The organism is Amylibacter sp. SFDW26 (assembly GCF_009184395.1).
GTDB lineage: Bacteria > Pseudomonadota > Alphaproteobacteria > Rhodobacterales > Rhodobacteraceae > Amylibacter.
The window spans coordinates 18023-41506 of the sequence record NZ_WEIC01000005.1 but is presented as its reverse complement, the minus strand read 5'-3'; the positions used below and the strand labels follow the sequence as shown (position 1 = coordinate 41506).

26 protein-coding genes and 1 pseudogene are annotated in these 23484 nt (G+C 41.4%); 16 read left to right on the top strand and 11 right to left on the bottom strand.

The window, feature by feature from the left end:
- Positions 1-202: 202 nt before the first annotated feature.
- Genes ccmI through F9L33_RS13330 form a run of 3 tightly spaced genes read left to right on the top strand, consistent with a single transcriptional unit; the run spans position 203 to position 2102 of the window.
- Complete coding sequence (gene ccmI, locus F9L33_RS13340) at positions 203-1402, top strand: c-type cytochrome biogenesis protein CcmI (protein WP_193222050.1); 1200 nt, start codon at positions 203-205, stop codon at positions 1400-1402.
- Complete coding sequence (ruvX, locus tag F9L33_RS13335; RefSeq protein ID WP_370452140.1) at positions 1396-1878, top strand: Holliday junction resolvase RuvX; 483 nt, start codon at positions 1396-1398, stop codon at positions 1876-1878. The genes ccmI and ruvX overlap by 7 nt, the downstream gene beginning before the upstream one ends.
- Positions 1878-2102 (top strand): DUF1289 domain-containing protein, encoded by a 225-nt coding sequence (locus F9L33_RS13330; RefSeq protein ID WP_152143300.1) that lies wholly within the window; start codon positions 1878-1880, stop codon positions 2100-2102. The genes ruvX and F9L33_RS13330 overlap by 1 nt, the downstream gene beginning before the upstream one ends.
- A gap of 3 nt (positions 2103-2105) precedes the next feature.
- Here F9L33_RS13330 and F9L33_RS13325 read toward each other — a convergent pair whose 3' ends face one another.
- Positions 2106-2732 carry a LuxR family transcriptional regulator gene (locus tag F9L33_RS13325; protein WP_152143299.1) on the bottom strand — a complete coding sequence of 209 codons (627 nt, stop codon included), beginning with the start codon at positions 2730-2732 and terminating at the stop codon, positions 2106-2108.
- 318 nt (positions 2733-3050) lie between these two features.
- On the opposite strand from F9L33_RS13325, the gene F9L33_RS13320 reads away from it, so the two are divergent.
- The 4 genes from F9L33_RS13320 (at position 3051) to ppk2 (ending at position 6036) form a co-directional block, all read left to right on the top strand.
- A complete protein-coding gene (locus F9L33_RS13320; protein WP_152143298.1) occupies positions 3051-3293 on the top strand; it encodes a hypothetical protein in 243 nt (80 codons plus the stop codon).
- Positions 3294-3333: 40 nt separating this feature from the next.
- Positions 3334-3891, top strand: a complete 558-nt coding sequence (locus F9L33_RS13315; RefSeq protein WP_152143297.1) for an acyl-homoserine-lactone synthase — start codon at positions 3334-3336, stop codon at positions 3889-3891.
- A gap of 76 nt (positions 3892-3967) precedes the next feature.
- Positions 3968-4984, top strand: a complete 1017-nt coding sequence (locus tag F9L33_RS13310) for a 2-dehydropantoate 2-reductase (protein WP_152143296.1) — start codon at positions 3968-3970, stop codon at positions 4982-4984.
- A gap of 140 nt (positions 4985-5124) precedes the next feature.
- Positions 5125-6036 carry a polyphosphate kinase 2 gene (gene ppk2 / locus F9L33_RS13305; protein WP_152143295.1) on the top strand — a complete coding sequence of 304 codons (912 nt, stop codon included), beginning with the start codon at positions 5125-5127 and terminating at the stop codon, positions 6034-6036.
- Here ppk2 and F9L33_RS13300 read toward each other — a convergent pair.
- Both F9L33_RS13300 and F9L33_RS13295 read right to left on the bottom strand, forming a co-directional pair.
- A complete protein-coding gene (locus tag F9L33_RS13300) occupies positions 6033-6824 on the bottom strand; it encodes a hypothetical protein (RefSeq protein ID WP_152143294.1) in 792 nt (263 codons plus the stop codon). The two genes, ppk2 and F9L33_RS13300, sit on opposite strands and share 4 nt — an antisense overlap.
- Complete coding sequence (locus F9L33_RS13295; RefSeq protein ID WP_152143293.1) at positions 6817-7641, bottom strand: sulfite exporter TauE/SafE family protein; 825 nt, start codon at positions 7639-7641, stop codon at positions 6817-6819. The genes F9L33_RS13300 and F9L33_RS13295 overlap by 8 nt, the downstream gene beginning before the upstream one ends.
- Positions 7642-7777: 136 nt before the next feature.
- On the opposite strand from F9L33_RS13295, the gene F9L33_RS13290 reads away from it, so the two are divergent.
- Together F9L33_RS13290 and F9L33_RS13285 are read left to right on the top strand one after the other, a co-directional pair.
- A complete protein-coding gene (locus F9L33_RS13290) occupies positions 7778-8191 on the top strand; it encodes a hypothetical protein (RefSeq protein WP_152143292.1) in 414 nt (137 codons plus the stop codon).
- A gap of 64 nt (positions 8192-8255) precedes the next feature.
- Complete coding sequence (locus F9L33_RS13285; protein WP_152143291.1) at positions 8256-8672, top strand: hypothetical protein; 417 nt, start codon at positions 8256-8258, stop codon at positions 8670-8672.
- On the opposite strand, the gene dusA is transcribed toward F9L33_RS13285, so the two are convergent.
- The gene (gene dusA, locus F9L33_RS13280) at positions 8669-9658 is read right to left on the bottom strand and encodes a tRNA dihydrouridine(20/20a) synthase DusA (RefSeq protein ID WP_152143290.1); all 990 of its coding nucleotides are present in this window, start codon (positions 9656-9658) and stop codon (positions 8669-8671) included. The two genes, F9L33_RS13285 and dusA, sit on opposite strands and share 4 nt — an antisense overlap.
- A gap of 368 nt (positions 9659-10026) precedes the next feature.
- On the opposite strand from dusA, the gene F9L33_RS13275 reads away from it, so the two are divergent.
- Positions 10027-10437 carry a hypothetical protein gene (locus F9L33_RS13275; protein WP_152143289.1) on the top strand — a complete coding sequence of 137 codons (411 nt, stop codon included), beginning with the start codon at positions 10027-10029 and terminating at the stop codon, positions 10435-10437.
- A 159-nt stretch (positions 10438-10596) separates the two neighbouring features.
- On the opposite strand, the gene F9L33_RS13270 is transcribed toward F9L33_RS13275, so the two are convergent.
- From F9L33_RS13270 to F9L33_RS13260, 3 genes are all read right to left on the bottom strand, one after another.
- Positions 10597-11442 carry an isocitrate lyase/phosphoenolpyruvate mutase family protein gene (locus F9L33_RS13270; RefSeq protein WP_152143288.1) on the bottom strand — a complete coding sequence of 282 codons (846 nt, stop codon included), beginning with the start codon at positions 11440-11442 and terminating at the stop codon, positions 10597-10599.
- Positions 11443-11447: 5 nt separating this feature from the next.
- Complete coding sequence (locus tag F9L33_RS13265; protein ID WP_152143287.1) at positions 11448-12344, bottom strand: DMT family transporter; 897 nt, start codon at positions 12342-12344, stop codon at positions 11448-11450.
- Positions 12345-12476: 132 nt separating this feature from the next.
- Entirely contained in the window at positions 12477-13163 is a 687-nt protein-coding gene (locus tag F9L33_RS13260) for a response regulator transcription factor (protein ID WP_152143286.1), read from the bottom strand.
- 763 nt (positions 13164-13926) lie between these two features.
- On the opposite strand from F9L33_RS13260, the gene F9L33_RS13255 reads away from it, so the two are divergent.
- Complete coding sequence (locus F9L33_RS13255; protein WP_152143285.1) at positions 13927-14511, top strand: nitroreductase; 585 nt, start codon at positions 13927-13929, stop codon at positions 14509-14511.
- 521 nt (positions 14512-15032) lie between these two features.
- Here the strand turns inward: F9L33_RS13255 and F9L33_RS15810 are convergent.
- Both F9L33_RS15810 and F9L33_RS13245 read right to left on the bottom strand, forming a co-directional pair.
- On the bottom strand, positions 15033-15209 hold the full coding sequence (locus tag F9L33_RS15810; protein WP_193222049.1) for a hypothetical protein: 177 nt from the start codon (positions 15207-15209) through the stop codon (positions 15033-15035).
- A 299-nt stretch (positions 15210-15508) separates the two neighbouring features.
- Positions 15509-16054 carry a LuxR C-terminal-related transcriptional regulator gene (locus tag F9L33_RS13245; RefSeq protein WP_152143284.1) on the bottom strand — a complete coding sequence of 182 codons (546 nt, stop codon included), beginning with the start codon at positions 16052-16054 and terminating at the stop codon, positions 15509-15511.
- A 146-nt stretch (positions 16055-16200) separates the two neighbouring features.
- Between F9L33_RS13245 and F9L33_RS13240 the strand changes: the two genes are divergently transcribed.
- On the top strand, positions 16201-16992 hold the full coding sequence (locus tag F9L33_RS13240) for a MipA/OmpV family protein (protein WP_152143283.1): 792 nt from the start codon (positions 16201-16203) through the stop codon (positions 16990-16992).
- 38 nt (positions 16993-17030) lie between these two features.
- On the opposite strand, the pseudogene F9L33_RS13235 reads toward F9L33_RS13240, so the two are convergent.
- Positions 17031-17429, bottom strand: a pseudogene (locus F9L33_RS13235) (acetyl-coenzyme A synthetase); the annotation flags it as partial.
- Between the two features lie 52 nt (positions 17430-17481).
- Entirely contained in the window at positions 17482-18612 is a 1131-nt protein-coding gene (locus tag F9L33_RS13230; protein ID WP_152143282.1) for an AraC family transcriptional regulator, read from the bottom strand.
- 260 nt (positions 18613-18872) lie between these two features.
- Between F9L33_RS13230 and F9L33_RS13225 the strand changes: the two genes are divergently transcribed.
- From F9L33_RS13225 to F9L33_RS13210, 4 genes are all read left to right on the top strand, one after another.
- Positions 18873-19856, top strand: coding sequence for a glycine betaine ABC transporter substrate-binding protein (locus F9L33_RS13225; protein ID WP_152143281.1), 984 nt, complete (start codon positions 18873-18875; stop codon positions 19854-19856).
- Positions 19857-19984: 128 nt separating this feature from the next.
- Positions 19985-21025 (top strand): proline/glycine betaine ABC transporter permease, encoded by a 1041-nt coding sequence (locus F9L33_RS13220; RefSeq protein ID WP_152143280.1) that lies wholly within the window; start codon positions 19985-19987, stop codon positions 21023-21025.
- A gap of 11 nt (positions 21026-21036) precedes the next feature.
- Entirely contained in the window at positions 21037-22059 is a 1023-nt protein-coding gene (locus F9L33_RS13215) for a glycine betaine/L-proline ABC transporter ATP-binding protein (protein WP_152143279.1), read from the top strand.
- 374 nt (positions 22060-22433) lie between these two features.
- Positions 22434-23483: an iron-containing redox enzyme family protein gene (locus F9L33_RS13210; RefSeq protein WP_193222048.1), complete on the top strand. Its 1050-nt coding sequence runs from the start codon at positions 22434-22436 to the stop codon at positions 23481-23483.
- Position 23484 lies beyond the last annotated feature (1 nt).

Genomic DNA, 23484 nt, shown 5'->3' with positions numbered 1-23484 from the left:
CGTGAATGATATAGCGTGATCGTCGCAGAACGACCAGTCTGTATTGTATTTGCGTCAGATGCACGATTCCACCCGTTCACACAGCGGCGCTTTCATGTTTTTTCACGACATTTTGCGCTGCCTCAGTGTCGCGTTATATGAAAATCGCTTTCCTTGCCTAAATCGCTTCGATAGCAAGGGGGAAATTAATAAGGATAACCCTATGGTTTGGCTTGGCGCCATTTTTATTACGATTGCTGTGACTTACGTGATCTTTAAGGCGTTTTTGATTGCTCCTGCGGGGGCGAAAGCGGCTGAATTAGACGTTCAGGTTTATAAAGATCAGTTGAAAGCTTTGGACAGTGATTTAGAGCGTGGGGTTTTATCACCAGAAGATGCAGCATCAGCACGTTTAGAAATCTCACGTCGGCTTTTGGCAGCGGACAAACGTGTGCAAGATGAAACAAGTATCGCAGCTGATGGTGTATCAAAGTCGTTCTTGGCTTTGATTGGTTTGGTTTTGGTAGGTGGCTCATTCGGGCTTTATACAGTTCTGGGCAATCCAGGATTACCAGATCAACCATTGCAAGCCCGCTTAGAAGTGGCAAAACAGGCGCGTGCGGATCGTCCAAACCAAGCCCAAGCAGAGGCGCAGATTACGGCACCAGCTATTGAAACGACGGCTGAATATATGGAACTGATCGAAAAATTGCGCACGGTTATGATTGAACGCCCTGATGATGAAAAAGGTTGGGCTTTATTGGCATTACACGAGTCGCGGATTGGTAATTTTTCTGCGGCTTGGGTGGCCAAAGACAAAATGATTACACTGGTGGGTGATAAAGCCGTTGGTGAGGATTATGCTGATCTAGCCGAATTTATGATTTTGGCAACCAATGGTTATGTCTCTGTCGAAGCAGAAGGTGCTTTGGCAAATGCACTGAAACTTGATCCAAAATCATCACGTGCACGGTATTATTCAGGGCTGACTTTGGCGCAGAATGGTCGCCCTGATGTGGCGTACCGCATGTGGGTGGGATTGCTGGAAGAGGGGCCTGCGGATGCACCTTGGGTACAGTCTATTCGTGGGCAAATTGGTGGTGTGGCGCGTGCGGCCGGTATTGATACGGTAAATCTTGATGCGCCAGGGCCATCAGCAAGAGATGTGCAGGCGGCTGATCAAATGACAGAGGTCGAACGCCAAGAAATGATTGGCGATATGGTTGCGGGACTTGCCGATCGTCTGGCAACAGAAGGTGGCACGCCAGCGGAGTGGGCGCGGTTGATCCGTGCATATGGTGTTTTGGGTGAAACTGGAAATGCTTCAGCTGTTTGGAAAGAGGCGCAGGATGTGTTTTCTGGAAATGCAGAGGCTTTGGCTTTGTTGTTAGAAGCGGCGCAAGGGGCAGAGATATCATTTTGAGCGATCTTATTGAAGATATTAACAAATTTTCTGATCAGATTGGTGTGATTGGCTCGCTTATGGGCTTGGATTTTGGCACCAAGACTATTGGCGTTGCGATTTCTGATCGTTTGCAATCAGTTGGGACACCGCGCGAGACTATTAAACGTAAGAAGTTTGGTGTAGATGCGGACGCGATTGATCGTTTGATTGCTGAAAATGAGGTTGTTGGTATTGTTTTGGGTTTGCCACGCAATATGGATGGATCCGAAGGGCCACGTGCACAATCTACGCGGGCTTTTGCACGGAACTTGTCGGCGCGGATTAGCATACCTATATTCTTTTGGGATGAACGTTTATCGACCGTTGCGGCGGAAAGAGTGCTGATAGAGGCGGATATGTCGCGTAAGAAACGCGCAGATGTGATAGATAATGTAGCAGCGTCTTACATTTTGCAGGGCGTTTTGGACAGATTAGGACATGTTAGGGCAGGCTAATGGATGAAGTTTGGAAACGTGAAGAACGTCAGAGTCCTTGTGTGAAGATTTGCGTAATGCACCCAGAATCTAAATTATGTATTGGATGTTACCGCACAAATGCCGAAATTGCGGCATGGGGTCGTATGAGCCGTGAAGAACGTCAAGAAATTATGGCTGAACTGCCTGCAAGAGAGCCACTGTTGAAACCAAAACGCCGTGGCGGGCGTAAAAGACGCGCCTAAGTTTTAACCGTCGTTTAAATAACTGCGAACAATTGCTATTGATACGGCATGTGTTGGTGTCTTTGCATTTAGCTTATGCATTGATTTAGCAACGCGTTTTTTAATGCCAGAAACACTGACTTCTAAGGCATAAGATATTTCTGGATAATTATATCCGTCCCTTAACATCTTTAGAACCTCTAGCTCTCCTGTTGATAAATTGGCATTTGCGATTAATGCATTGGTCATACGATCCCATTGTGCCGTAAGTAGCATTATTTCGTTATCTGTTAGTTCACGATCATGGCGTGAGACTGAGAGAATAGATTTTTTACCATTTTTCAAACGTGAAAAAATCGCACCATAGTTGATATCATATCTACGCGCTTTTTTAAAAACACGACTAATGTCTATATATCCGGTTTCGCTCCAACGGCATTGGCCTGTATTGCGAATAGCCCACCAAACTGTCGGATCTACAAATTGTAAGCTTTTACTATGGTACTCTTCTTTCCACTTTTCTGAATAGGTACTAAGTAAATATTCTGCTCCACTATAGCCTGTATTCCACGCAATAACGATTCCCTTATTGGCGATCTCTTCAATCGATTTTAATTCGTTGTCGAAATTGGGAATTATAGATGAAAGCAATTCTGATATCCTAAGTGCAATTACAGGGGGTCTTTATAGGGTACGATCGTACAGTACGATAGTACCTTTCGCAATAATTTTACTATGATAGTTTCCTGCATGGATGAAAACTGATCACAGTAGTGGGGGGAACTGCGTGATTAGTAATGAAACAGAAATTCAATTTGTGTGTTTTGAAGCGTTAACGAGTGCGAGCATTATACCTGTAACGATGCAGTTGTTTTTTGTGAAATGCAAAAATAAACGAAATCAAAGGTTTATGGTCGAAGAGTGGGAGAGTGCAAATCAACTTGTACGAATAGCAAGGCCCGTTCTGATATGAGTAAAGACACAGAGATTGAGTTGACCATGGAGATGGTCGAAAGTTTGGTAAAGTTCTTTCCCCGCTACGCCAAAGACGGTGTGGTTAAGATAAATTGCAATAATATGGGTTTGTGGTTCGTAAACCCTTCAAATGGCACACATCAGTTCATCGGCAGGGTACAAGAAACGGAAAATAATCCCTCTACAAGCGAGCCAAAACAGGCTAAACAGGAAAAGAAAAAACCTACGCTGAATTAAGGGGAAGTTCAGTGTATTTTGAATACTGGACGCCCGTTGAATGACCGAAATAACAATCCTTAGTTTTCCAAAGGATATTGATAAATACGATCTTGTTGCAAGCTTTCTGAAATTGAGAAACGAAGTTTTTATCAATAAAATGCGCTGGCCACTCTATCAAACCGAAGGCATGGAATTCGAGCAATATGACACGCTTGGTGTGACTTATATTATTGCGCATGAAGGTCGGGAAGTGGTCGCTGGCGCGCGATTAATGCGCACAGATCGAAAATTTGCACGATATAGCTATATGATCCGCGATGCGTATTTAGAGCTATTACCTGGCTTGCCGAGTGATATTTGCAGTGAAGAACCACCTGTGGATCATAATATCTGGGAAATGACACGTTTTGCATCTACGCAGAATAGTGTTGGCGCTGAAATTATTAACCAAGGTATTGATTTTTTAAGATCGAAGGCGGCGAAAGGGTGTTTATTTCTGGGCCCGCCAGCGTTTATGCGATTTGGCGTGCGTCTCGGTTATGATCCCATTCCTTTGGGGCCGGTTACAGGCAATAAAGATGGGCGTTTTTTAGCATTTAGGTGTGATTTTAAGTAAGATATGCCCCTGCGTTACGATTGCGTTATAAGGTTGGTCGCGTTTATCTTCTAGATATTTGTGAAGAAGGGCGTGTATGTCGGGTATATCAAAACCTGTTGTGATGATCGGAACTGGGGCAATCGGGTGTTTCACTGGTTGCCACTGGGCTGCAAGTGGTATGAATATTAAATTGCTTGGGCGTTCTAAATCAATCAATGATTTGAAACGTGATGGCTTACGGTTTACGGGGAACACTAATTTATCGGTCGCGCCTGATGCTATCCAAGTAACTGATGATGTTAGATGTTTGGAAAATGCACATGCTATCATTCTTGCAATAAAATCAACAGCTTTGGCGCAAACTATTCAAGATATTCGCCAATATGCACCAGTTGGAATACCAATCGTGAGTTTGCTAAATGGATTGGCTCCTGTACGTGATCTGCAAAAAGCTTTACCAGAATTTCCAATAGTTGCTGGGATGGTACCCTATAATGTCGCTTGGAAAAACACTGATCATTTACATCGCTCGAGCGCGGGAAATGTTGCACTTGAACGTTGTGAATTTACCGAAAAATTAGCATCTTTCGCTGATGAAACTGATGCTGTCGTACATTTATATGATGATTTACGACCCATACAATATGGAAAATTATTGCTGAATCTTATCAATCCAGTGAACGCACTTTCTGGCATGGCTTTACATAAACAAATGTCCAAACGTGGATATCGATTGATCTATGCAGCTGCATTGGAAGAGGCTTTGCACATATATAAGGCAGCTGGGGTTGAGTATCAAAAAACGGGCCCATTTCCACCTGCATTGATTGTTCGTATGCTAAGATTACCTGATATATTGTTCAATCACACTGCATTGCGACTGCAAAAAATTGATAAAGCAACACTCACATCTATGGCATCTGATTATCAAGCGCATAAACCCACGGAGATTGCTACGATTAACGGTGAAATTATACATTTGGCAAGTGCAATAGGACTGGATGCCCCTGTGAATAAAGCTTTGATCCGATTGATTGAAACAGCTCAGACGAAGCACTGGCCACGCTATGACGCGCTTGAATTGGCCCAAGCTATTGGTTTGAAGGCTTGATACTTTAAACTTTGGTGAAAACACTCTATTTTGAGCATTTACAGACTTGTACTTTACAAATCTGTTACGGGCAGTGTGTTAAGTTTTTATATGCCGTAACCATAGATAGTTCTGTGGGTTAATTTTAGAGTGAGACGACGATGGACGATAATTTAAAAGATCAAAGCTGGATCCAAACTGAATTCCGGGATGGCTTGGATGAAGAATTGGAAATGGAAATCTATGATGAACATATTCCAGAAGAATTGCGCCATATTAATCGTCCTGGTGCTTTACCACCTATGGAGCGGCATACATATTTTACGGAATTGTTCCGTTTACAAGCCGAATTGGTGAAGTTGCAAGATTGGGTCATCCATACCAAGGCCAAGGTTGTTGTAATCTTTGAGGGTCGTGATGCCGCTGGTAAGGGTGGTATTATCAAGCGTGTGGCTCAACGTTTGAATCCACGTGTTGCACGTGTTGTGGCGCTGCCCGCGCCAAGTGAACGGGAACAAACGCAGTGGTATTTTCAACGCTATGTATCGCATTTGCCTGCAGGTGGTGAAATCGTGTTTTTTGATCGGTCATGGTATAACCGCGCTGGCGTAGAGCGTGTTATGGGATTTGCCGATGAAGGCCAAGTTGAGCAGTTTTACAATGACGTTCCAGAATTTGAGCGTATGTTATGCCGCTCTGGTATTAAGCTGGTTAAGTATTGGTTCTCAATCACAGACGAAGAACAACAATATCGGTTTTTAACACGTATTTATGATCCAATGAAGCAATGGAAACTTAGCCCTATGGATTTGCAATCGCGTATCCGTTGGGAAGATTATACAATCGCCAAAGAGGAAATGCTTTTGCGAACGAATATCGACGAAGCCCCGTGGTGGATTGTAGAAGGGAACGATAAGAAGCGGGCGCGTTTGAACTGTATCGATCATCTATTGAAACAAATACCATATGAAGAGGTGCCACATGATATGGTTGAGCTGCCTGACCGCGTATCGAACCCAGATTATGAACGCCACGTTCTACAAGAAGACCTATACGTGCCGCAGAAATACTAAGTCAGCCAGCGTTGCATATCGCCGTTCCAATAGGGGCGAAAGTATGCGATGACACGACCCTCCGCAGGCCCATCTAATCTATCTGGCCAAGAGGCCATACCATGTAATGAAAAACGGTGAGCGATGTAAGCTTCGCCTACTTCAGCATGAAGCTCAACACGCTTACATTCATCGAACATACGTTGGCGGGTTTCTTGATATATCTCAGTAATATCAATAGTATCCCACTGATCATGTGGTGTGTCTGCATATAAGCTTTGCAGCATGTCACGGAATATAATGTGGGACCCTTCCCATATGACAAAAGGCGATGCTTTTGCTGGGTAATCGTTCAATGGGATGCCCAGAATAAACCCGTGAAATTCATCCATAATACGACGGCGTTTATCACCAATAGGCTTTAAACCGTCCAGATGTGCAAAATCACGGTTACGGCGATAGTTGAACATGCCGTCTGTTTCATCATCACCTTTTTTAGGGTAACCTTGATAACATACAGAAACTTGGCCCAACCCCCAGTTTATGGCCTCTTGTCCTGTTGCATATTGTGCAGCTTTTAAAACACCGCCCCTTAAGGGATCAGAACCGTGCACACATCCATCTGGATCATTGTCCAATGCATCAACCCCCACAAACCATGTGCCTTGGGATCGCAGCCATTCCGTGTGATGTTTTGGGTCATTTGCAGCGTCTATTGCATAGGGCAACGCATTCTGTGCCCAAGATTTCAGTTCTGGCTCATATGGGATTTTTGCCCAACCAAGAGTATCGAAAGAGAACTTATCCAAAATATGCTTTCCGCAACATGTTCAAAGCGACAAAGATTAGGAAAAATGCAAACACACGCTTGAGCGGTTTTGGGTCCATTGCATGTGCAATTTTTGCTCCAATCGGTGCTGTGAATGTGGTCATGGAAATGATGATTAGGAAAGCGGCTATATTGACGCTACCAACTGTGAAAGGTGGGCGCGCTTCTGCAACAACAGGTGTCAGTAAAAAACCTATCGCAGATGGCACCGCAATAGCCAAACCAAACCCAGCAGCGGTTGCTACTGCACGGTGAATAGGCTGGCCATGCAATGTCATGGTCGGAACGGCAAAGCTGCCGCCGCCGATACCCATTAGAACCGATAAAAAACCAATGATAGAACTTAGACTGATACGTTTTAACCCAGTCGGCATGATATCCGATATCTGCCAATCCTTTTTGCCAAAAGCCATATATAGACCAACGGCAAACCCAAGGCCTGCAAAGATGTATTGCAACGTTGTAGAGCGCAGATTGCTGGCGATAATCACGCCAATAATAGCGCCCACCATAATACCAGGTGCCCATGATTTAAGGATATCCCAATCTACAGCACCCTTTTTATGGTGACTGGAAACAGACCTGATGGATGTAAACACGATGGTGGCCAACGAGGTGGCTACACAGATTTGCATCAACTGCGGTGAATTATAGCCAAGCGCTGGGAAGGCATAGAAAAAAGCAGGCACCAAAACGATACCGCCGCCAACACCTAGCAAGCCTGCAAGTACACCAGCAAAAGCACCAATGCCCATAAGCAAAACAAGTATAGGGATATATTGAATAACGTCTTGCATCTGTGATCCTGTCTTTTGGCGCACTTTAGGTAAGCGCTAGGAGGCTCACAAGAGAAAACGGTGTGACCTTTTGGGTCATTGTTTGAGATCAAGCCGAGTGACTATCTTTAAGTATCAAAAGAAAATGAGGCTGAGCATGGAACGCGGTATTAAGTGTCATCCAGTTAGTTTTTGGGCTTTTATAACGGCTCTTATTCTTGTTCCGTTCATTTTTCTATTACTTACAATACCTTTAAGTTTTGTGTTTAGCACTGGTTTTTTTGCTATGGGCTTCTTTTCTTTATATTTAATTGGCCCATTCTACTTGCTCTTAGGGGGACCCATTTATTGGCATACGGTACGCCGTTTTGGGCCAAATTATCGCCATACAATGATTGCAACTATTTTTGCATTTTTCTGCGTCCTGATTATTACTAGCGCTGCCTATTCCTTACACTTATTAGATTGGGATGCTTTTTTCACTTCACTTTGGTTTGCTATTCTAGGCAGCATAGTAATGTCGATTTGGGGGTGCCTTTTTCTTTTTTATACAAGAAATTTCAAAGGATAAAGCTTGTGCCTGAAAGCGAATATCATGTTGATAAAATAGATCAAAGCCTTAAGGGTTAACGTCTATGGATACCAGTTCTTTGAAATACCCTGTGTCTATTAAGGCCTTCATATCGGCTCTTGTCATTGCTCCAGCCCTTTTCACATTTCTTATGTTGTGGTCGCCTATGGTTGCAGGAGAAATGATGATTGCTGGTTGGCCACCCTACTTTATTTTGGGAGGGCCCGCTTTTTGGTATACGCTACGTCGTTTCGGACCATCTTATCGGTATATAGCTCTTGCCAGCCTGTTCGCTGTCGGGATTATTCCTGTAATTGCATGTGCTGCTTATTTCTTATCTCTTATAGATTCGAACGCCTTTGAGCTTATACTTGCAGGGGTTACGTTTGGCGGGGTCGTTGCATTAATCTGGGGATGTTTTTTCTTATTCTTATATAAACGCTTTCGACGCATGACGATTGTGCCAAAGAGTGAGGTTTAAGCGGCTTTTTGTTTCATAGCGTCCAAAGCAGTTAACACCACTTCTGGGCCTGCACCATCTTTATGCGCTGTTTCAGATAAAATCCGGCGCCATAGTTTTGCACCTGGGCGCCCTGTAAAGATACCCAGCATATGACGTGTGATTTGGTTTAAACGACCACCTTTGGAAATGTGGTTTTCAATATAGGGCAGCATGTCTAATACGGCCTGTTCCGCGGTGGTCTTATCCGTATCACCGTAAACCAAACTGTCTGCTTGTAGCAAAACAGAAGCAGGGTCGTGATAGGCCGCACGCCCGATCATAATACCATCCAAACCGCGCTCTAAATGAGGCAAGGCTTCGTTCAGTGTCATCAGGCCGCCATTGATGTGAATGTTCAGATCAGGGTTTGCCGCTTTCATCTGATGCACCAGATCATAATCCAGTGGTGGGATATCACGGTTTTCCTTAGGGCTTAACCCTTTTAACCAAGCTTTGCGGGCATGGATTGCAAAAGTTTTAACACCTGTCGCACTGACACGTTTGATGAAATCAGGAAGTACCTCATGTGGGTCTTGTTCATCGACACCGATACGGCATTTCACCGTAATTTCGGCACCTGTACTTGCATCTTGCATGGCTGACACACATTTCGCGACCAAGTCAGGGTCTTGCATCAAACAAGCCCCAAAAGCACCTGATTGTACGCGGTCCGAAGGGCACCCGATGTTGATGTTGATCTCGTCGTATCCATAATCGCAGCCAATTTTTGTGGCTTGGGCCATTAAATTTGGGTCTGACCCTCCAAGTTGCAAAGCGATAGGATGCTCGGTTTCATCATAAGATAACAATCGATCCCGATCCCCATGGATCACAGCAGGGGCTGTCACCATCTCTGTATACAACAGGGCATGCGAAGACATCAGGCGGTGAAAGTACCGACAGTGCCTATCGGTCCAGTCCATCATCGGGGCTACTGATAATATTTTTTCTTTATTTTTCAGCATACTAGTACATATTTCAAAGGGGTAAAGGGAGAACAAAACTGCACGGATTCACCCACCCGTGCACTTAATTGCACTATATTGCACCACGTGGTGCACGGAAATTGCACGGATTCGAAGGACTGCACGGTTATCATGGCTACATTAGTTCAGACAAAAGAAGGTTCATGGCGCGCGCAAGTGCGACGCAAGGGTAAATATGCATCAAAAACATTGCGATTAAAAGGTCATGTGAAAGAATAGGCGCGAGATACTGAATATTTGATCGATAACGGAGGAGAGGTCACAACACCTTTGGCTAATAAGGCATCAAGCTTTGTTCATCTGATTGATTTACACATCGAAGATATGCATGAGGTTGGGAAACCATCTTGCGATCAAAACACGCCGTACTCGAAGCTTTAAAACGTGATTTGGGACGAACACGGATACGCAACCTAGACCGCGCGACCATCGTTCAATACGGTAAGAAACGCGCAAAAGCAGGAGCAGGGGTAGTAACCCTTGCTGTTGACCTTTCATACATCGGTACAGTGCTAACCCACGTACAAGCCATCCATGGGATAACTGTTGATACAGAATGTATGAGACCGGCGCGTGTCGCACTTAAACGGCTTGCCCCAAACAATGCACGTTTGAAGTCGGACACAAGCTTCTCCAACCGTTCAATACAATTATCTTTAGAAATAACCATGGCCTGTAATGTGGTTATATCAGTGGGGAGATTTGGAGCGAAAGTCATAGGCTGCACCTATCAAATCTTGGATAGCTTGACCTTGTAAAAGCTACATACGATTCACTCTGCCGCAAGAGGAGGTAAAGATAATTGTTATGATAATGCCACAATAGAAACGTTTTTCAAACTCGCATATCGAAACCCAAATGCTGAGTGGGATCGCATACCGCTACATAAAAATTTGAGATAGGCTTTAAAAGAAGTTTCACTCATCTCTTAAGAAGAGCTTGTTTGCTTTATCGTAGGGAATAGATTGCTCATACATACTTGTAAAAGTCCCTTGATTCATTAATTCCTCAATGATCTTTTGTGTCAAACCAAGACATGCTCTTGCAGGGCTCGAACCTACACTCAAACGACTAACACCCAATTCTTGTAAAGCATAAGTTGATGGACATGCAGTTGATGCAAGGATGTTTATAGGCCCCTTGATCTGCTGAACTAAAGTACGAATGCTATCGGCATCAGCTATGCCAGGTATGAATACACAATCCGCACCTGCACTTAAACAAGCGTTTCCTCGTTCAATTGCAATATCCAGAAGATGTGATTTATCTGACAAATCATACCAATGAGTGTTAATCCGTGCATTCAATACGAATGGTATATTGTTTTTATCTTTTAAATCAGCAACTGCAGTAATAATGTTTCGATGATAGTCTATTGCAGTTAGCGTTTTGCTTTTCGCATCAAAACTATCTTCAAGATTAACTCCTACGGCACCTTTCTTGATAACTTCACTTACATTTTGCGCAATCTCGCACGGAGTGCTTCCGAAGCCCTCTTCTATGTCCACTGTAAGCGGTACATCTATCCTGTGACTGGTGCGATCAACGTATTCAAGCAGCAAATCAAATGGTAATTGTTCACAATCTGAATACCCTAGGGAATATGCAACGCCCGCACTGCTTGTACCAACAGCTTTAAAACCAGCTTTAGAGTACATCACAGCACTTCCCGTATCCCATGCATTCGGCAACACCATAATATCATCACAAAGGTGGAGCCTTATTAACTCTTTTGCTAATCTCTGCTGTTCTTGTTTCAACATTATAACTATGCCTTACCTAAAATTATGGTTGAAACTCCTAATACTACAAATATCGCTCCAACCCACGCCCACTTGCTTGGCCGTTCCCGTGTAATAACCCATAGAATAGGCAGCACCATTACTGGGGTCGTTGCAGACAAAACGGTAGCGATTCCAACATTTCCCAATTTTAATGCATAAGTTAAAAAGAAGCCCACCGCTATAATGATGCCAAATACCCCAGCAGTTAATGTCCACATAAACTGCTTCCAAGTTATATTTTTATACCAATGTGTTTGAGGCAAGAAATAACCAACGCATGCTATAACACCACCTGCAGCCATGATACGTATTGTTGCAAGAACAAAAGGATCAGCACCATTATTAAGAACTGGCTTTAAAAGAATGATGCCAACTGCTTGGGATAATGCACCGAACACCCCCCACATAATTCCTATCCACAATTTACCCTCAGTATCTTCCCAAGAATGGGTTTGCTCTTTGCGTTTACCATAAGCGATAGCAATAAAGATTCCTAAGAATGTTATCGTGACACCAAGTAGCTGTAAGTACGTTGGGTACTCACTTAATATTATAACCCCTAAAAAAACAGTCATGGGGGCATTGAACGAATAAATAATTTGAGTTCTGCGCGGGCCTAGGTATTGCATCGACATCAACATTGCAGAGTCGCCTAAAGAAAAACCAATAAAGCCAGAAAGCATAACAACAAATAGATCAGACGTATCAACCGTATTCCAGCCCCCTAGAGCCAATGCAACTAATGGCATGACAACAGCCATTATAGTAAGTCTTAGCCTATTATATGCAGTACCGCCTAAACTTCGGCTTAAATCAGCGTGTATAAGGCTCGTAACGGCCCACAAAAAAGCAGTGCCAAGAGCAAGATATTCATAATTCATATAAAATGGCTTTCATTATAATTAATATATTTATAGTAATTCACGCTTATTAAAAACAACTGTAAGATGTTGAAGCTAAACTTATAAATACGGCAAAATAATAATCAATGGGTATGTTGACTACCCTGAATATCACACATTTATAGCAGAATAATTCAAGGATGTTGCCGTATTGGTACTCATCGAAGCTATCGCAGCTACTGCAAAATATTTCTTAGTTGCTTCATTTCTTGTATTAACGTTCAACTTCTTGAAAATAGACTTATTATGTACTTTGACTGTACTGCATTGAATGCCAGTGTAATTAGCGATCTCTTTATTACTAATGCCTATAGACATTAACGTGAAGATTGTATGTTCCCTCTTTGAAAGGCTATATTTTTTCCTTTCGTTTTCTGGATGCTTAAGCAACAAAGGCACGAGATCGTAAGGGATATATTTTTCCCCCGTCATGATTATTTTTATAATATACGGAAGACTATTCGTATTCGTACTTAATGAGAATACGCCCGAAATTCCTAGGTTAATTAATTCAACGATGTAACTTATCGGTATATTATCATTAATACGTATTAAAATTTGAACTTCTTTTGCCGTATCTAAAATCTTCTTTATTGAGACTAAGCTCTTCATATCAGGCAAATCTAAACTTAAAATAACCATATCAGGTAAAGTAGATCTTTTACTTAAATGGAATAATAGATCTGTATATGTATGAGCTGTTGCAAATGTAATTTCGTCAAATGATTTACTAATTAAAGATACAATACTATCGTTAATAAACTTAAAGTTTTCTGCAATTAATATCTTTTTGTACATCTTCTATTATCGTCCCAATTTAATATTCAAATCTTCTGCCTTTGATTCAAAAAAAATAAAATATGCTTTTTACACTCATCCAAATTATTAAAGGCTTCACTACTTACGATATCTTCACCTTGTTCATTTTGACCAGCCAGACGCCACCGCCACATATCAAAGTGATCCTTTTCAAAACAAACTCCGCTTATGCTTGCAAACCTTTGCACCCTACAAGACGTGCATTTTTCGCAACACCTGCAGAGCCTTTCAGAACGTTCCATCATATATCAAAATTCCTAAATCAATTTATCATTCTAACCTTTCAAAAGCGAATATTAATGTCCAAGATCAATTAGTGGTAATCCAACTCTAAATGGTAGTAGCTTTACAAAACACGACGAATGGCACACTCTTAACGACCAGTTCCTATAAAGTAGGAAAAAGTAAAATGATTGCACAATCATTGAGAGGGTCTCAACAAGAATTAATCTCATAACAAATAGATAAGAGGATATTTGGGTTCTTCTTGTATTTTATGATTTGCTTGCTCGTTTCTGATAAAGAATTAAATGAAGACTGATCTTTTACTTTGAAACAACTTCAATCGTGTTTCGCACCAACTTTCAAAAATATAATACCTAAGCTCGCTCTATGGCAGTAAAAGTGCCCCTTTTTTACTAGAGAATTACCTCTTCTATTTTGTGATTGCTACTCATTCAATCATGACACAGTGGAAGTAACGTTTATATATAATGTTTCAATTTAAACCCTGAGGTAAGATATGGATAATAATGTAATCAACAATATTGCTACGCCAGCAACGTTTCTAGCTTCTCGCAGGTCATCTTCACCAAAGCTCTTTACAGGACCGCTCCCGGATCATGATACATTGAATCGGATTTTAACCTCTGGTTTACGTGTACCAGATCACAAAGGGTTGCAGCCTTGGCGCCTCATTGTATTAAGAGAAAACGCATTAACAAAGCTATCGTGTTCCATTGAACATGAAGCCATGGAACAAAAGAATGGCAATGCAAAATGGCTTAGAATAGCCAATCTATATCGAAACGCTAAATTAGTTGTTTGTGTGGTTTACTCTCCTATAGAACAGCCAGAGGTTCCAAAGTGGGAACAGTTATTATCTGCGGGTTCTGTCTGCCTGTCACTTGTCAATGCAAGTTTAAGCGAAGGGTTTGCGGCGGCGTGGCTCTCTGGTCCTCCAACAGAGAGTCGTTCTATCATGAATGAGTTAGATATTATGGAGCATGAAAAAATTGTTGGGCTCGTTCATATTGGCTCCTGTAAAAACACCCCATCCGATAGACCTAGAGCTAACATATCGGGTAAAGTTTCTTATCGAGATTAGTGCTATATGTCTCAACTCGATCACATATGTCCTGACTTTAAATATGACACGCAAGTTATAAATTGTATCCGCAAGTATAAAACCACCATAAAAAATTGTGGCTTTGATACCTTCTTGCTCAAAATCACATAATATAATTGAGTTTGTTAAATTAATTTATTTGATTGCAAGCAATGCAACACAAAGTAAATATTATAAATTTAAATTCTATTTTAATCCATATATCGACTAATATAAGGCATGATTGCTCCCATTGGCTATCTCAACTGTCCAGTAACTAAAACAATTGTGCTAGACAAAGAACATTTTGGTGCCATGCGTTCGATGTTTGACCTTTTACTATCAGGGCATCATTCACCTAGTTCAGTACACCGTGTGGTGTGTAACCATTGGAATTACACAACGCCTCTACGGAAAAAGGCAGGCGGCAAACATCCCGCTGTCCCCACTATATACAAGATACTGTAGAACCCATTTTATGCGAAATTTATCCATTGGAAGGGACAGTTGTATTCAGTAAATCACATACCAGTGGTGATAAAGGCTGAGTTTGAAAAGGCCCAAGGACTGTTGGGACATAAATTACGTCCTAAACCTATCAAACATATTTCTTCTTGGCGCATGGCTGCTGCAATCGCAAAGCGTACAATACGGCTCATAGGTATGATGGATGGATTTGTACCGAAGTAGGCAAGCATCGCGTCAATCTCGCCCTGTGTGGGCCGTCTGTCACGCTCTTGGCTCTTACCTACCAACCCAAAGCCAGAGAAAGTATCTACAGATCAATATGAACTGATGCTTGAAGATATTGAAACAGCGATTGCGACCATCCACGAACTGCTACGGTGGAACTTTGGGAAGTAAAAACAACGCTTACCGCTTTAGTTACTTTTAATCAGTAGGTCTCGGGTTCGAACCCCGACCGGCTCACCAATAAAACAAAGGCTTAGCATTTATTTGCTGAGCCTTTTGTTTTTGGTGCTTAATGAATTTACTTTTACTTAGCTGCAGTCGAAAAAGTAGATGGCAGCAAAAGATCTTCTAAAAAAAATGCTGAAAGCTCTGCACGTCCCCCGATATCCGCTTTACTATAAATCGTGACCGCTTGTTGACGCGTTGTTCGCTCAGAAACCTGTCTTAGGTCTGAAATTTCTTTCATAGAGAACCCTTTCAACAACATCAAAGCCACGTCCTTTTCTGCTGCTGTTAAGCTCCATGCATCAAATTGTGCATCTATATAAATCGCCAAACCTTCCAACTGAATTTGTCTTTGATGCGATAAATGCGCAATATCTATGGCTTGTGCATCATTACTGCGGGATAATTCTTTGTTATCCGATTTGGTTTTCATGGGTTGCAATACATAGATGTATGCAAGCAAAAGCGATACCATCGCAACCACGACAACATCCTTTAGTAATTCCACCAAAGCTTCGCCTTCTTGAACATCTTCCCAGATATCAAAAGCGATAGCGAGTAAAAGCAATATCAATGCTAAAATTGAGAACTGTTTTTCTCGTGAATATGTTTGTTGAATTTTCATTCTTACAATAAAGCGAAATTTACCCTGTTTCACTATATGTCATTTGACGCATGAGAATAAAATGACCGTTAAATAGTTCCTATGCTGGATGACGCAATCGTATTTAAACATTTAATTGCCGCATATCTAATAACAAGGAAACAGATATGCGAATCTTAAATTCTCGTAAAGAATCTTTACTCATTTTACCTTTAAGCCTTTGTCTGGCTGCCCCTTCCGCATTCGCAGAAGAGCAAGGTTGGTCCTTTAGGCTTGGTTTAGGTGCTGAATACGAACCCGCTTATGTCGGCTCAGATGAATATTCAACCGAAGCAGGTTTTCTTTTAGGGGCTGCATATACAACAGCAAATGATGTAACATGGTCTGTCGGTACAGATGGCATTGGCGTAGAATTTGAACCCTTTGAAGCGACAAAAGTTAAGTTGAACTTCGAATATGAATTTGGCCGTGATAATGCAGATGACCCGATCCTGACAGGTTTTAAAGAAGTTGAAGACACCGTAGAGTTTCAAGCCGTTATTATACGTGAATTAGGTAATTTCGAAATCGGTCTAGGGTTGCAACAAGACATTCGTAATCGCGGCAAAGGCTTTGTTGGTTTTGTTGGCGCAGGGTATGAAAAATCACTTACAGATCGCCTGTCTTGGAATGCGAGCGTTGACGTCAGCTTTGCAAATTCCACACATATGAACACTGAAGTGGGAATTACTGCGGCAGATGCAGCTGCCTCAGGCTTAAGCAGCTATAACGCATCTGGCGGATATAAAGGCACCTCATTTGGCTTAGGCTTGGATTATGCGTTAACCGATTCCACAGTCCTATTTGCAAACGCATCTATTGAAACATACGGATCTTCTATTTCTGACAGTCCACTTGTGCGCGATCACGGATCATCCACAACACAAGAAGCGTCATTAGGGGTTCTGTTCAACTTCTAATCGTTCTGGTGAACAATCAAAATTACGGATCATGCTTACCCCAATGATCCGTAATCATTTTCTGCAACCTTACGCAGAATGCGGCGCATGATTTTGCCAGAGCGTGTTTTTGGCAAACCAGGGGCGAATTGGATAAAGTCAGGGGAGGCAATTGGACCGATCTCTTTACGCACCCAATTACGCAACTCAAGGCGCAAGTCTTCGGATGTTTCTGTGCCTACATTCAGGGACACATAACAATAGATACCTTGCCCCTTAACATCATGTGGGAAGCCTACAACAGCAGCTTCCGCCACGTTTGGATGGGCGACCAATGCGCTTTCAATTTCAGCTGTACCCATACGGTGACCAGAGACGTTCAACACATCGTCCACACGACCAGTGATCCAATAGTACCCATCTTCATCACGGCGACAGCCATCTTCGGTGAAGTAATAGTCTTGATTTATTTTATGTTTTAATAGCTTCAGAATATAAAGAGCGATACCATCAATGTTGTTGTTTAGTAATGGAAGACTTATATTCTCGGCTGAATTCAGTTGGAGTTTTATTCGTAAGTTTTCGAAAAGCATTATTGAATGAAACCCTATTATTAAATCCTGCTTCAAAAGCTAAAGTGGTGAGGTTAGTTTTGCCATTAGCTATTAAGAAATCGGCAGCATATTTAATGCGAAAACCATTAACATAATCATAGAAATTTTTATAGCGATGTTGGTTTATGACCTGAGATAAATGATGGGGCGCTAAACCCATTTCACTTGCAAGATCTGTTAGGTTTAGATCGTTGCGTAAGAAAAGCTTTTTCTTTTTCATTAAAGTATCTAAGTTATCAGCGAGTTCTGTACCAAGCGTATTATCAATTGGTGAATTCAAATATTTCTCAATCGTTGGGTTTGGCGTATCAGGAGCTGAATTCGTACCGAGAAATATCTCTGGTTGCCGCAATGACAAATAACCTACTACGTATACCGTTAAAGCTTCAGTCAAAACAATCCAGTTATAGAACCAAGGTCGCGCTTCATTGAATAAAGTTGCTGGAATGTTCATCGAATAGTCGATTAACAATATTAAAGAAAAAACACCTAAGACAACATAAAGCCAAACAAGATTAATTTTCTCTAATGATGAGAATTGCTCTAACAGATTTTGGCGATACTTTTTTAATAGCCGTACAGATAAGGAAAAATATAAAAAGACTTGTGGGAAAAGCAGAACTACAGCGGTTTTGGACAGTATAGTCGTTATCAGAATACCATTTGCTGTATCTTGAAAAAAATGTAGTGGAATTTGTGCCAAGCCTAATAGAATAGCAGGCAGGCAATGAATTAAAACCTTTTGATCTTTCACTCTTTTTTGCCGTGTCATTTCGCCAATATAGAAATATACAAAAGGTGCCCAAAGAAGTGGTATTGCCCATATATAGACATCGAAAACTCTTTTTGGTTGCCCAGACTGTGCAGTGAGCGTGTACATATTCCACATAGTTATTGTAAGAAGCGCAACGAGGATGGCCAATAACCTATTAGCGGTTCTGTTTGCATGAGCATTAAAGAACAGTAAGACTACTAATGCAGCACCATGAATGGCCGTGCCAAAAAAGATATTATCTAAACTCAACATTGCTAGTTTGTCCTTTGCGAAGCTCAGGTTTCAATTAATGCCATAAGTATAGAAAGTAGGCCAAAGATTTATTGGTAATTTTCTATGTGTAGATCAAATAAATAACAATTTGATGCTCATGTACATGAAGCAAGTTGTAAACCTTTATCGAGCTTGTCGATCCCGAACTTCTAAAATCATTAGCTCTCTAGGTGATATGCGTGCAATAAATTTTTGCTAGAAAGAAACGCATTTTACTTATTAATAATAGGGAGAATATAATGAAAAAAAATACAAAAATAGCCGTAGTTTATGCAACATTTACGTCTGCAACGGCACTGTTTGCTTCACAAGCTCATGCAGATTGTGGTCAAGTATCCATCACTGAAATGGGATGGGCGTCTGCTTCTATTGTAACGCATGTATCAAAGTTTATTATGGAACAAGGATACGGTTGTGAAGTTGTTCTCGTACCTTCCGATACAATTCCTTCAATTGTGTCCGTTTCTGAAACTAATGAACCTGATATTGTTACAGAATTATGGGTTGCAAATGTTCCTGCTTATCCAGGTCTGGTTGATGCTGGAAAAATAAAAACAGTTGGTAAGGTTTTATCGGACGGGGGTGAAGAGGGCTGGTGGATACCTGATTACCTCGCAGAAAAGCATCCAGAATTAACAACGGCAAAAGGGATTTTGGCAAATCCAGAGCTGGTAGGAAGTCGTTTTCACAATTGTCCAGATGGTTGGGCTTGTAAAATATCCAGTGGGTCAATGGCTGCAGTTTTAAGCATGGAAAGCAAAGGTATAGAAGTATTTAATCACGGCTCAGGCGAAACTCTTGCGGCTTCTATAGCTGCCGCATATGAAGCGAAAGAACCGTGGTTTGGATATTATTGGGCACCTACCGCTGTTTTAGGTAAATATCCAATGGTAAAGGTTGATATTGCACCTGTGAATGAAGAAATTCACAGGTGTAACTCTTCTGCAGAATGCAGCGATAATAAAGGGCTTTCTAATTATCCAACGTCTGACGTGATTACTGCGGTTACCACGAGCTTTGAGGATAAAGAACCTAAGATAGCTGAACTTATGTCCAAAGTTTCTATGACAAATGCTCAAATGAACGGCGTCTTAGCTTGGCAACAAGATAACTCTGCATCGTCTGAAGAAGCTGCTGTTTATTTTTTATCTAACAACAAAGAGACATGGGCTGCTTGGTTAGATGATGATGCAAAAGAAAAATTAAGCGGCTTCTTAAAATAAAAAGCAAACAAAAAGATAAACCGTTTTAGGGCTGTCTCCCAGTTTGTACGGTTAAGGAGGTGCTCACAAGATGCGCACCTCCATTATTCACACCAAGTATATTGGTGAAGTTTACAATAGGAAAATAAATGGCGTTTTATGATAATGTTTTTACATCGGTTGGATTGTCCGATTGGTGTAAATCGGAGAGTGAAGGAAACCTTTTGACAATGTCTGATTTTATGTCAAAGAGCGGACAAAATGAAGTGAGCAAGATAGAGGGTACATCATTTTGGGATATACCATTCCCATCGCTTGATGCACTGAACGCATCTTGCCCCGCAATTGCACGCACAAGAGACATGACTTCTGGTTTGGAAGATTTCTTTTTAGCAACAAAAGATGCAATTAAATTTGTATTGGACCCGATGACACAACCATTGAGCTGGGCTTTGGATGCTTCACTAGAAATATTTGTCGCAATGCCATGGTTTGTTCTAATTCCCGCGCTTGCTGTTTTTGCTTTTTATGTTGCCAGGTCGATTGCAATCGTTGGTTTGGTTCTAGCAACATTTATGTTTTTTGCCTTCATTGATCATTATCTACATGCGGTTCAAACATTATCAATTATCACTGTTTGTACTGTTATTTGTGTTGTCATAGGCCTACCGTTAGGTGTTTTAATGTCCAAGAGTAACGTATTTAAAAAAACTATGATCCCCATTTTGGATATGTTGCAAACATTGCCAGCATTTGTATACCTTGTGCCTTTGATCTTTTTGTTTAGTGTGACGGAGTCAAAATTATATGGCATTGCCATAATTTTATATGCAATTGTTCCGATTATGAGATTAACAGATCTGGGCATCCGGCTTGTAGATAAGGATGTCATAGAAGCTGCCGACGCTTATGGCATGAATAGCAGGCAGAAATTGATTAATGTACAACTACCTCTAGCAATGCCAAACATTATGGCAGGCCTTAATCAAACGATAATGATGGCGTTGTCACTTGTCGTTATTGCTTCATTGGTTTCTGCCCCAGGTTTGGGTGTCCTTGTACTTCGAGGCATTCGCAATCTTGAATTGGGCGTAGGGCTGGTTGCTGGGTTCTGTATCGTCATGTTGGCGATTTTATTGGATCGTGTCAGTAAAGCTGCTTTGTCCCGAATTAACACTACACAAAACTAAGAGGGATAAAAATGCTTAAAACAACGAAAATATCCATCCGCTCTTTATATAAGATATTTGGTAATAATCCTGATGTTATGATGGAACATGTTCTAAATGGATTAGGCAAACAAGATTTGCTAAAACAACATGCCCATGTCATGGGTTTGCAAAACATAAATGTAGATATCCAATCTGGGGAAATCACAGTCATAATGGGGTTGTCTGGATCTGGTAAATCAACATTAATCCGGCACCTTAACAGGTTGATCGAACCAACATCGGGTGAAGTATTCGTGAATGGTGAAAATGTTCTTGATTATGGTGTTAACGAACTCCGCCAGTTGAGACGAAATACGATGTCGATGGTGTTTCAAAAGTTTGCTTTATTGCCTCATAAAACTGTCTTGGAAAATACTGGAATGTCGGCGCTGGTACGTGGTGAAGACATTGAGGAAACATCCACTAAGAATTTAAAATGGTTAGAGCGTGTTGGCCTCTCTGGATATGATAACCATTACCCACACCAGTTATCAGGTGGTATGCAACAACGCGTAGGTATTGCACGTGCATTGGCATCGGATTCTGAAATCATGTTGATGGATGAAGCATATTCTGCTCTAGATCCCCTTATTCGAACAGATATGCAGGATTTGTTACTAGAGCTTCAAAAAGAGCTTCATAAGACAATTGTGTTTATCACCCATGATCTAGATGAAGCACTTAAATTGGCGGACCATCTCGTGATTTTGAAAGATGGGTATGTTGTTCAACAAGGCGATCCTCAAGGTATTTTATTAAACCCAAAGGACCCGTATATTGAAGAATTTGTGGCCGATATTAATCGTGCACGTGTATTAAGGGTTCGTTCAGTTATGTCGCCAAAAGATGGCAGGCTGCTAAAAATAACAGGGCAAGTTCAGGCGTCAGATAATCTAGAGAAAGTAATTGCATTGTCAGGTGGTAATACCAACTGTTGTTATGAAGTTGTAGACAATGACGAAACCGTAGGCACTTTGCATATGAAGGAACTTGTTCGAGCACTTGTACCATAAGTGCTATAATGCTTTACCAAAGATGGTTTTTAATGACGAGTTCTGCTGATTGATTCAGTTTTTGCGGGCTGCCTCGTGGAGCTAATGTATAATATCGCCGTCAAAGGATGTGATCAAAAACTGATTGTTCTTGAGTGGGGACGACAGAAAATTATTAATGGATTTAGTTACATAGTCCATTACGGCTTCTATACTCTCGCTCACAATTTTTACCACTATATAAATGTCTAATACCCATTTTAGGTATTAGACATATTACCTCGAATTTTGTGACGATCTGGCAAGCATGAAATCTATGCTAGGGCCGCTGTTGGCCTGCATCTGGGTTTTATCGCCTAGTAATTGATCGCCACATGGCAAGAGGAAATAAATTAATGAACCAACTTTTTAAACCAAGTAACGCAAAGATCGCGACAAGCCTGTTCTCGTTCGCACAAAGCAACGTTTATAAGAAAGGCTTCGACCGTGAGTGTACATCTGACATTGAAGAAGAAGCCGTATCCTATACAAAGCAATTGATTGAAAAAGCTTTTGGGCAAGCAGACCCAGATGCTCTCCTTGATTTGCACCGTACTGTTTTCCAAATTCTAACCGCAAATTTTGCGTTACATTGGAAAAAAGATGCTATCAACGCACAGCTTCCTGTTTTTATGCGTATTGTACATTTGTTTAGTGAAGCCGTGGATGCGAGTGATCGTAAACGTTTGAGTGGGGATTTCGATGCTTTGGTTGCAGCGGGCAAAGATGATCTTTCTGGTGCAATCAAAGAGCATGTAAAACAACACCCACATAACGTACATCACCCAGTTTTTGATTTCCTAGAACATGAAGCCACATTTGAACAACTGAGTGAGTTCATTGTTCAAGAAGCGCCATTCGATATGTTGTTCGGTGATATCGTTTCTTTAATGCTGCCTGGCATTTATGATGAAATGAAAATGGAGATTTTAAATAACTATCTTGATGAGATGGGTGAAATGAAAGTGGATGGCGTGCACCGCACTATGCGCGTCAATATGATGGAAAAGATCGGTATTACTGCCGAAAGATATGAAAATATAGAAGGGTTTTGCGTTGAAGAGCTTGCATTGGCCAATATGTACATGCTTGCAGGGTTCAATCGTAATAAACTAGCTGAATTGATTGGCATGCTTTTGGCTACCGAAGAAGTTGTTCCTGGTCGCTTACGTAAACAAGTTTTTGGATGGAGACGCGTCGGCGTTCCTGATGAAAATATGCCATATTTGATACAACATATTAGTTTGGATGTAGTGCATGCATCTGGTTGGATGGACAACGTAGTTCTGCCACTTATTAGCGAAAATCCAAACGTTCTGCCAGATATGATCTGGGGCGTAGTGCGGCGTTTAGATGCTGCTGGAACCATCTGTGATGTTCTGCTTGAACGTATGAAGAAAATGTAAG